Below are 9,573 nucleotides of genomic sequence, written 5' to 3' on the forward strand. Positions count from 1 at the left end.
CGACCCATCGGAGAAGACTCGCATGAAGTTCGAGATGCGTGTGCTGTCCCCCTCGAATGCCATCCAGTTGCTTCGCGTTGACGCGCCAAGCGAAGCGGAGGCACGACGACAGCTCCAGGATCAGGGCCTGCAGGTACTCAGCATCCGGGTCTCCCGGGTGGCACGGGCCGCCACTGGCTGGCGGCGCACGCGCTTCTCGCTGCTGCTGTTCAGCCAGGAACTGCACGCGCTTCTGCTGGCCGGTCTGACGCTGATCGAGGCGCTGGAGGGCCTAATCGAGAAGGAAGCCGCTCCCGAAGCGCGCGCGGTCCTGCAGCGGCTGATCACCCTGATCCGCGAAGGCCAGCGCTTCTCCGCAGCCCTTGCGGCCATGCCGGATGCGTTCCCGCCGCTATATCTCGGCCTGATGCAAGCTGCGGAAACCACCGGTGCGCTGCCAGCTGCGCTGGCGCGCTACGTCGAGTACCAGCAGCGCGTGGATGTGGTGCGCAGCAAGATCGTCAGCGCCTCAATCTATCCGGCCATCCTCATGATGGTGGGCGGCCTGGTCACCGCCTTCCTGGGTGGATACGTGATACCCCGCTTCGCGTCCATCTATAAGGACTCGGGGCGTGAGCTGCCCATGATGTCCGCATGGCTGCTGGGTTCGGGGCAGTTCCTGGCCGAACATGCGCCAGCCGCAGCGGTGACCTTCATCATCGTCCTGGCTGCCAGCGCTGCAGCGCTGGCACGCCTGCACCGTAGCGGTGCACTATCCCGGCTGATCATACGGCTACCCTCGGTGGGCCCGCGTGTGCAGTTGTATGAGATTTCCAGGCTATATCTGACATTGGGAATGCTGCTGGAGTCAGGCATTCCAGTGGTGGCTGCCCTGCGCATGAGCGAAGGCGTTGTCTCGCTCCACGTGAGGGCTGGGCTGCAGCAGGCGCGACAAACGATCGAATCCGGTGCGCCGTTTGCCGACACCTTCCATGACAACGCACTGACCACATCGATCTCGTTCCGGATGCTGCGCGTAGGCGAACGCTCCGGCAAGCTGGGCGCGATGTTGATCCAGGCCTCCAACTTCTACGACAACGACATATCACGCTTCATCGATCGATTCACACGCGCCTTTGAGCCGCTCATGATGCTGCTGATCGGCGTAGTCGTCGGCGGCATCGTCGTGCTGCTTTACCTGCCGATCTTCGATCTGGCGACATCCCTGCAATGACGAACACTGCTCTCCGGCCCCTAATGTTGTCGCCCGATGCAGTTGATGGCATCAGTGAACTCGGCTTGGGCCCCGAGGAGTTGCGCGAAGTGTGTCAGCGTGCCAGGTCGTCCGGCCAGTCGCCCATGCTTGAACTGGAGGCGCACCACGACGGGCATCTGCGAACGCTTACAGCGTGGCTGGCTGATCTGTTCGGCTGGCCGGTCATCGATACCGTGCAGATGGACCAGAGCCTGCCAAGATTCGACCGCCTGCCGCTAGTCGAGGCGATGCGTCGGCAGGGGGTACTGCTGCAAGTGTCAGACCAGATTCTTGCCGTTATCGGTGACCCGTTCGACGCGGCATTGCAGACCTGGCTCACCGCACGCGCCGGTGCGCCCGTGAGCTTCCGTGTGGCATTACGCTCGGACATCCATGCCTATCTCGTCAAACAGGAACAGTCGGTACGTGCGGTCGACAGCGTCGTCGCCGATCCGAATGAGGAAGGCCACACCTCTCGCGCGATGGAGGTGCTCTCTTTTGCCTCTGTCAATGTGGCCGCCAGCCCCGCGGTCAAACTGGTCAACTCGACTCTGTACGACGCACTACGGGCCACTGCCTCAGACGTGCACCTGGAGGCCACAGCCTCAGGACTTACCATCAAGTACCGTATCGACGGCGTGCTCGATCACGCCCGCTCCATCCCCGGACGCGAACTGGCGGCGCAGGTGATCTCACGCCTGAAGGTCCTGGCGGAACTGGACATCTCCGAGCGGCGCGTGCCCCAGGATGGGAGCTTTCAGGTGGAATCCAATAACCGCGATATCGACCTGCGCGTATCGGTGATGCCAAGCATTCATGGCGAAGATGCGGTGATTCGTATCCTGGACAAGCGCGCCATGATCGAGGCGTATGGCGCATTGTCGCTTGAGGCATTGGGCTTCGATGAGGAGTCCTTGGTCACTCTACGTCGTCTGAGCGATGAGCCTTACGGCATGCTGCTGGTAACTGGGCCAACCGGCTCCGGCAAGACTACGACGCTATACGCAGCGCTTACCGAGATCAACAACGGGCGCGACAAGATCATTACGATCGAGGACCCGGTCGAGTATCAGTTGCCGGGTATCCTGCAGATCCCTGTGAACGACAAGAAGGGGCTGAGCTTCGCCAGGGGGCTGCGCTCGATCCTGAGGCACGACCCCGACAAGATCATGGTGGGGGAAATCCGCGATCGCGAGACGGCCGAGATCGCGGTCCAATCCGCGCTGACTGGCCACCTGGTGCTCACGACCGTACACGCGAACAACGTGTTCGACGTGTTCGGTCGCTTCACGCACATGGGCATTGACCCCTATGCCTTCGTCTCGGCGCTCAACGGTATCTGGGCCCAACGCCTGATCCGCAACAACTGCCCGCATTGCGCGGGCGAAAGCACAGCCGATCCAGTGACGCTGTCGCGCCTGGGTCTGCGCAACGAGGATGTCCAGGGATACCGCTTGCGCTCGGGAACGGGCTGCGGTGACTGCCGCAGCACGGGCTACAAGGGCCGCACGGCAATTGCCGAGATCCTGTCATTGAACGATGAATTGCGCGAGCTGATCGTGAGCAAGGCACCCGTACGCCAACTGAAGGAAGTGGCCGCCAGGCACGGTACGCGCAGTCTCCGCGATGCGGCACTCAAACTGGCGCGAGCGGGCATCACGACACTGGAGGAGGTCAAGCGTGTCACGCTTCAGTCCTGACCGTTACCGTCTGCAGGTCACTGATCGGACGTTTATTCTGAGCAGGCGTAAGCCGCGCGACCGCGAATGGCAGCGGGCGGCACTCGGGGAACACCCAAGCATCGTGGATTTTCCCACGTTCATGGCGGCGCTCACGCAGTTCAGTCACTTGCGCTTGCCACGCGGTGCTCGCTGGTCCGCACTCATTGATGACGAACTGGCGCGGTTCTTTGTGGTCACCCCCCCGGAACAAGTTGCCAGTCTGCGTGAGCTGCAACATGTCTGTGCCTTGCAATGCGAATCGCTGTTCGGGGACCCCGCTGGCGATTGGATCTGCATGGGCGACTGGCGCGCCAGCGGTCCGTTTCTGGTATGCGCATTGCCGAAATCGTTGTTGCAAACACTGGCGAGTGTTGCGTCCCAGCAGCGCGCCCGTCTCGATAGCGTGACGCCCTGCTTCGTGCAGACCTGGAACGAGTGGGCTCCACGTATGCCTCAGCGACAGGCGTGGTTTGCCCATATCACCGAACGGCATGCCGTACTTGTTGCCGCCTCCGGGGGCACGCCAATCGCTGTCTCCCAGCTTGCCTCCCCAGGGTGCCAGGATGCTGACGCACTGCGAACCCTGATCCGGCGCGCTAGCCTGCAATGGGGCATAGCCACGCCGAGCATCTTGTATGCAGCAGGGGACTCGATGCGCCGCTGGCATGGGCATCGTGTTGACGGCTGCCGCATCCAGCATCTGGTGCCGACCCTCGCGCACGAAGCCTCGCCAACACACGCGGTGCTGGAGGCACCGTGTCTACCCGCCGAGGAGCCTCAGACGTGAAACGGCTGCGCATCGATTTCGCGACAGGCACTGCCGTGCGCTTCGCGCCAACTTGGATGGCCCTGATGTTGATTGCTGCCGGGATGCTCGGATGCGGCCTCGCACTGCCCGATTTGGTGCGCCTGGCCAAGCAACAGCAGGCATTTGAAGAGCGTCTGGAACGCGTGCGCGAGCGCACCCGGGTCCTAATCCAACAGCAGCGCCAACCCGTTGCGACGCTCACCGCCGACCAGGTTACCGCCTTCAACCGTGCCATCCGCCGCCTGAACGTGCCGTGGCGGGATCTGTTCGATACGCTGGAGCAGGCCACGCCGCAGACCGTCGCGCTGCTTTCGCTGGAGCCCCATGCGGACCGATCGGTGCTCAAGCTAAGTGCTGAAGCCGCCACGGTCAATGACATGATCGATTACGTGCAACGCCTAAAGTTGCGGCCCGGGATCGAGTCAGTGCAGCTAGACAAGCACCAGGTGGACGCAAAGGATCCCTACCACCCTGTGCGGTTCTCGCTGGCATTACGCTGGAAGTATCCCGAGCAGCCCCCTCCCCTGGCAAGCGAAGCCTTGCCCAAGGAGGCACCATGAGGATTCCGATAAGAGTTCCGATGCCGAGCAATCTCGGTCTCACGCTGCGCCTGGCGCTACACCGGCAGAACTGGCTGATCTGGATAGGCACGACGCTCGTGATCAGCGCGGCCATCCTGCACTGGGCCGTGCGTCCAAGGCTGGAAGCGCAGAATCGCCAGACCATGCTGGCCATCCAGGCGAGCCTAGCGCAGCGTGATGCCGCCGGCTCCCCGGGACGCGCGGTGGGCCCGGATGAACTATCAGCGCAACACGCGAAGGCGTTTACAGACGCGCTGGCCAACGAGCAGATGTTTCCACAGCACCTGAGTGCGCTTCTCGGCTACGCGAAAGACGCCGGACTCACGCTCGCCGAAGCCGACTACGACCACGCATCAGACGCTAAGGGCGGACTTGCGCTGCAAGGCGTGGGACTTCCATTAAGGGGCAGCTATGGTGCGTTGCGCATGTTCTGCGAAGCGACGCTGATGCGCATGCCCTTTGCGTCTCTCGACGCGATTCAGCTCAAACGTGGCTCGATTGCGGCCGATGCGTTGGAGGCGAAGTTGCACCTCACGCTCTATCAGCGCGGTACCGCCGCCGAACCGGAGTCCACGTCCTCCGGACAGACGGCAAACGATCGACAGCCCGCATCAAAGGTATCGCCAACCACTGCGGGGGCCCCTTGAAAGCACGGCATCTTGCAATAGGTGCGACGCTGCTGGCCGCCGTCTACCTTTCAGTATGGGGTGGCCAAGACGCGCCGCCGGCGGTGGTCGAGGGGACGCGACCTGAACCGGCAGACGGGTCGCGCGGCGTGGCGGAGCGCATGCCCGCGCCAACTCGCACAAGAGCCAACGCCCACGATGGGGTGCTGGCCCTTGTGCCACGGGAACGGTTGATCGGACACACGCAGCGCGATGAGTCGAGCAGACTGTTCTCCGTCCACAGCTGGGCTCCTGCTGCACAACCCGACAACGCGGCAGCGGAGCCCGTCGCGCCAACCGCCCCGGCGTTGCCTTTTACCTATCTTGGCAAGGAACAGTTCGGCCATGCCTGGCGCGTGTTCCTGGTCAACGGTGACAACACCTTGGTGGTGGGAGAAGCCGACAGCATCGACGATCAGTACAAGGTGTTGTCCATCACACCGCCTACGATGACCTTTGAGTACCTGCCGATGCATGAGCGGCAAACACTGCAGATCGAATGAACAACCAAAACTATGGCAGCGTGCCCGGCCGCCGGCCGACTCCCAGCGGGCTGCCTTGCGCGACATCCCGGTGCGCCAGCTCGCTCTCCGCGTACTTCGGCCGATGGTGGGGTGCCCTGCGCGGGTCACTGTCGGTGGCGTGCCTGATCGTGGTGGCAGCATGCGCGCAGTCTCCCGTGGCGCAGGAAGCACGAACGGCATTTGATCAAGGCAAGGTAGAGGAAAGTCTTACACGACTACGTCTGGCGTTGTCCAACGACCCGAGCAACACGGAGTTGCAAGTCACATACCTGGCCCTACGTGAGCGTGCTGTCAACGATTTGATGGCACAGGCGCAGGCACTTCCCACTGGGTCCGGCTCGGGAGAACGCACCAAACTGCTGCGCCGCGTACTGGCGATTGACCCGAACAATGCCAGAGCTGTCCTTGAGCTCGAGCGTGTCGAGCGGGACGCCCGCTACGCCAAGATGCAACTGGATGCGCAATTTGCCTTCGATGCGAAGGACAACGCTGCGGCCATGGCCAAGGCACGCGCGATTCTGGCAGAGGACCCCAACAACGGGGCCGCACGCGGGTTAATCCGCTCGATTCTGGACAAATCGACCACGCCCGCTTCCCAACTCGCGCCCACCGACGCACTGCAACGGAAGGTCTCCATCCAGTTCAAGGACGCATTGCTCAAGCAGGTGTTCGATGTGCTGTCTGTGACATCGGGAATCAATTTCGTGCTGGACAAGGACATCAAGCCCGATCAGAAAACCTCTGTGTTCTTGAAGGACGTGACGGTGAAGAGCGCCATCGAGGTCGTGCTGGCTACCAACCAGCTAGAGCAGAAAGTCATCAACGCCAGCGCCATATTGATCTACCCGAACCTCCCGGCGAAACTCAAGGACTACCAGGCATTGAGTGTGCATACCTTCTATTTGAACAACGTCAGCGCCGAACAGATGGCCGCTACGCTGAAAAGCATCCTGAAGGTACAGAACCTCGTGGTAGACAAGACGCAAAACATGATCATGATGCGCGATACGCCCGAAGTGATCGAGATGGCCGAGAAGGTTGTGGCATTGCAAGACCTGCCAACCCCCGAAACGATGCTGGAAGTTGCCGTACTGGAGGTCAACAAGAACCGCCTGGACGAGATGGGGATCACCTACCCGCCCAAGCTGACTTTGACGCCCTTGCCGGCCACCGCTGGCGGCACACTCACGCTGCGCGACCTAGGCAACGTGACCTCCAGCACCCTCGGTGCGACGATCTCGCCGTTGACGATCAACCTAACGGGCACCGACACCGACGTGAAACTACTGGCCAACCCCAAGATACGCGTGAAGAACCGGGAGGCGGCGAAGATCCTGATCGGGAACAAGGTGCCCAACATTACGTCTACGGCAACGTCCACCGGGTTCGTATCGGAGAGCATCCAGTATCTAGACGTCGGCCTGAAGGTGGAGGTGACGCCCACGATCACTATCGACAACGAGGTGTCGATCAAGGTTGCACTGGAAGTCAGCAATATTGCCAACCAGATCACCACCTCCACAGGGACAGTGGCTTACCAGATTGGCACGCGCTCAGCCTCCACGGTACTACGCCTAAAGGACGGTGAGACACAGATCCTGGCAGGTCTGATCAGCGATGAGCACACCCAGACGGTGACCAAGATTCCTGGCCTGGGAGATATCCCGGTACTCGGTCGCTTATTTTCGGACCACGCTAACACCAAGAAACGTACGGAAATCGTGCTGTCGATCACGCCACGACTGATTCGTAATCCGCTCAGGCCTGAGGCCCGCTTGATCGATTTCGCCTCGGGCACCGAATCCAGCCTCCGTGGTGTGGCGGAGCTTCCCGTAAGCAACCAGGCCGCGCCGATATCCATGCCAGGGGCCGACAGCGCCACATCCCCTGCGCCCGCTGCACAAGAAGTATCGTCCGCTTCGTCCACCACAAAGGGCAGCACCGATATCTCGGGCAATCCCCTCGATACGCCTGCAGCGGGAACTGCGGTCAATAGTTCGATGAGTTCGCCGGCTGCAACTGCGGCGGCTGGCGGCGGAGCTGGCAGCGGGACCGGGGCAAGTCTCACGTGGTCGGGCGCCACCCAGGTCGCGGCGGGAACCAGCGTCCAGCAGCAACTCATGCTCAATACCCAACAACCGCTTCGCGGCGCGACGCTGATGCTTGGCTACGATCCCTCTGCCATGCAATTGGTGAACGTCGCCGAGGGCACCGCACTCAATTCAGACGGCACCCAAACCTCATTCTCGCAGCGTGTAGATGCCTCCACCGGACAGATCTTCATCAGCGACACACGCGCCGCAAGCGCGTCTGCCGGCGCGACAGGACAAGGACCGCTGGTAACGCTGACCTTCATGGCGCTCAAGGCCACGGCTGCCACGCAGTTGAAGGTCCTGTCGATCACGCCGACGGGATTCGGGGGAGCCACCGTGTCTTTGCCGACGCCAGTCCAGACGCTGGCGATCACTGCTGGGTCGCAGTAGTCGCGACATGTGCCATGTGGTCTGAACGATCTAACCATATGTGTCCCTCTCTGCGTCAGCCAGTCGGCTTCACCTTGCTCGAATTGCTGGTAAGCCTGGCGATCCTTGCCATCCTGGCGATGCTTGTGTTGCCTATCACGCAGTTGGAGGTTCAGCGGATGCGGGAAAAGGATCTTCGTCTTGCGCTGCGCGAGATCCGCATTGGTATCGACGCCTACAAGCAGGCCTACGATACGGGACGTATGCTGCGTTCGATCGGCAATAGCGGCTATCCCGCAACGCTCGAGACCTTGGTCGACGGCGTCGAAGATGTGCGCGACCCGGATAAGCACAAGATCTACTTCATGCGCCGCATTCCCAGGGATCCGATGGTGCGCGACCCGGCCCTGAGCGACGCCGAGACCTGGGGAAAACGCAGCTACGACAGCGAGCCAGATGCCCCAGCAGAAGGGCGTGATGTCTTTGACATCTACTCCCGCTCATCGACGCTAGGCTTGAACGGTATCCCCTACAACCGCTGGTGACTCCTATGCTGATCACTTCCGCCCTGCGCCAACGCCTGACACATAGGCACCTTCATGGGTTCACGCTGATCGAACTGCTGGTGGTGCTGAGCATCGTGGCGCTGCTGCTATCGCTGGCATTGCCACGCTATTTCCGCAGCATCGATGTTTCCAGGGAAACTATATTGAAGGAAAACTTGAGCATCACGCGCAAGACCATCGACCAGTACTTCCGCGATACCGGCCGCTATCCAAACGATCTGCAGGAGTTGGTGACCAAGCGATACCTCCATGCGCTGCCTGTAGATCCCATAACCGAAAGCAATGGGACCTGGCTGCCGGTGGCGCCCAGTGACCCCGACATGGGCAGACTCTACGACTTGCGTAGTGGCGCCCAAGGCTCGACCCGGGACGGCACGCCGTTCAGTTCGCTATGACGCCAACAGGCCGGCGCCGGCAACAGGCCTTCGCGTTGCTAGCGCTGCTTATCTTTATCGCAATTTTGGGACTGGTGGGGATGTCGGCGGTGAAGATCGGGACACTCACAGATCGTAGAGAGGCGGAGGAGCAGTTGCTCTATGTGGGAACCCAATACCGTCGGGCGCTGCAACTGTACGTGGATGGAACGCCTCCTGGCCAACCACGCTTCCCTCCTACGCTGACAGCGCTGTTGCGTGATCCGCGCTACCCGCAACCCCGGCGCTACCTACGCGCGCTCTACCCCGATCCCATTACTAAACGCAACGACTGGGCACTCCTCTTGTCCCCGGAAGGCGGGGTGATGGGATTGCACAGTCGTTCGGAACAGGAACCGATTCGGCAGACAAACTTTAGCCCGCCATTCGAGCATTTCAATCGGCTAAAGAAGTACTCCGACTGGGTCTTCTACTACCTGCCGGATGCTACGCCACAGAACCCTCTGCAACCCGCCCTTCCTACGCCTGCCAAATGATTGCCGCCGCAAAGCCCATTCTCCCTGGGCTGCTGCCGTCCCGGTGGACACCTTGTTAAAGTGTGAAGATGAAACCGGAGTCAGCAGTTGGGAACGAGAAGA

At 61.4% G+C, this 9,573-nt stretch carries 10 protein-coding genes; all 10 read left to right on the forward strand.

Annotation, left to right across the window (positions count from 1 at the left end; genetic code table 11):
- The first annotated feature begins 22 nt into the window (after positions 1-22).
- The 10 genes from SB751_RS27740 to SB751_RS27785 all read left to right on the forward strand — a co-directional run bounded on the left by SB751_RS27740 (position 23) and on the right by SB751_RS27785 (position 9,471).
- Complete coding sequence (locus tag SB751_RS27740; protein WP_410748769.1) at positions 23-1,213, forward strand: type II secretion system F family protein; 1,191 nt, start codon at positions 23-25, stop codon at positions 1,211-1,213.
- 125 nt (positions 1,214-1,338) lie between these two features.
- Positions 1,339-2,934, forward strand: a complete 1,596-nt coding sequence (locus tag SB751_RS27745) for a GspE/PulE family protein (protein ID WP_410748770.1) — start codon at positions 1,339-1,341, stop codon at positions 2,932-2,934.
- Positions 2,915-3,742 carry a hypothetical protein gene (locus tag SB751_RS27750; RefSeq protein WP_410748771.1) on the forward strand — a complete coding sequence of 276 codons (828 nt, stop codon included), beginning with the start codon at positions 2,915-2,917 and terminating at the stop codon, positions 3,740-3,742. Before SB751_RS27745 ends, SB751_RS27750 begins: the two co-directional genes overlap by 20 nt.
- Entirely contained in the window at positions 3,739-4,323 is a 585-nt protein-coding gene (locus SB751_RS27755; protein WP_410748772.1) for a PilN domain-containing protein, read from the forward strand. The genes SB751_RS27750 and SB751_RS27755 overlap by 4 nt, the downstream gene beginning before the upstream one ends.
- 20 nt (positions 4,324-4,343) lie before the next feature.
- Positions 4,344-4,991, forward strand: a complete 648-nt coding sequence (locus tag SB751_RS27760; RefSeq protein WP_410748773.1) for a hypothetical protein — start codon at positions 4,344-4,346, stop codon at positions 4,989-4,991.
- A 140-nt stretch (positions 4,992-5,131) separates the two neighbouring features.
- Positions 5,132-5,512, forward strand: coding sequence for a hypothetical protein (locus tag SB751_RS27765; RefSeq protein ID WP_410748774.1), 381 nt, complete (start codon positions 5,132-5,134; stop codon positions 5,510-5,512).
- Positions 5,509-8,016 carry a secretin N-terminal domain-containing protein gene (locus SB751_RS27770; RefSeq protein WP_410748775.1) on the forward strand — a complete coding sequence of 836 codons (2,508 nt, stop codon included), beginning with the start codon at positions 5,509-5,511 and terminating at the stop codon, positions 8,014-8,016. The genes SB751_RS27765 and SB751_RS27770 overlap by 4 nt, the downstream gene beginning before the upstream one ends.
- 38 nt (positions 8,017-8,054) lie before the next feature.
- A complete protein-coding gene (locus SB751_RS27775; protein ID WP_410748776.1) occupies positions 8,055-8,540 on the forward strand; it encodes a type II secretion system protein in 486 nt (161 codons plus the stop codon).
- A gap of 5 nt (positions 8,541-8,545) precedes the next feature.
- Positions 8,546-8,956, forward strand: coding sequence for a type II secretion system protein (locus SB751_RS27780; protein ID WP_410748777.1), 411 nt, complete (start codon positions 8,546-8,548; stop codon positions 8,954-8,956).
- The gene (locus SB751_RS27785; protein WP_410748778.1) at positions 8,953-9,471 is read left to right on the forward strand and encodes a type II secretion system protein; all 519 of its coding nucleotides are present in this window, start codon (positions 8,953-8,955) and stop codon (positions 9,469-9,471) included. The genes SB751_RS27780 and SB751_RS27785 overlap by 4 nt, the downstream gene beginning before the upstream one ends.
- Positions 9,472-9,573: the final 102 nt, after the last annotated feature.

This window comes from Cupriavidus sp. SIMBA_020, from assembly GCF_046535395.1.
Taxonomy (GTDB): Bacteria; Pseudomonadota; Gammaproteobacteria; order Burkholderiales; family Burkholderiaceae; genus Cupriavidus; species Cupriavidus campinensis.

Coding starts and splice junctions, on each gene's coding strand:
- SB751_RS27740 (WP_410748769.1), top strand. CDS start 23: ATGAAGTTCGAGATGCGTGTGCTGTCCCCCTCGAATGCCATCCAGTTG.
- SB751_RS27745 (WP_410748770.1), top strand. CDS start 1,339: ATGCTTGAACTGGAGGCGCACCACGACGGGCATCTGCGAACGCTTACA.
- SB751_RS27760 (WP_410748773.1), top strand. CDS start 4,344: ATGCCGAGCAATCTCGGTCTCACGCTGCGCCTGGCGCTACACCGGCAG.
- SB751_RS27765 (WP_410748774.1), top strand. CDS start 5,132: ATGCCCGCGCCAACTCGCACAAGAGCCAACGCCCACGATGGGGTGCTG.
- SB751_RS27770 (WP_410748775.1), top strand. CDS start 5,509: ATGAACAACCAAAACTATGGCAGCGTGCCCGGCCGCCGGCCGACTCCC.
- SB751_RS27775 (WP_410748776.1), top strand. CDS start 8,055: ATGTGTCCCTCTCTGCGTCAGCCAGTCGGCTTCACCTTGCTCGAATTG.
- SB751_RS27780 (WP_410748777.1), top strand. CDS start 8,546: ATGCTGATCACTTCCGCCCTGCGCCAACGCCTGACACATAGGCACCTT.
- SB751_RS27785 (WP_410748778.1), top strand. CDS start 8,953: ATGACGCCAACAGGCCGGCGCCGGCAACAGGCCTTCGCGTTGCTAGCG.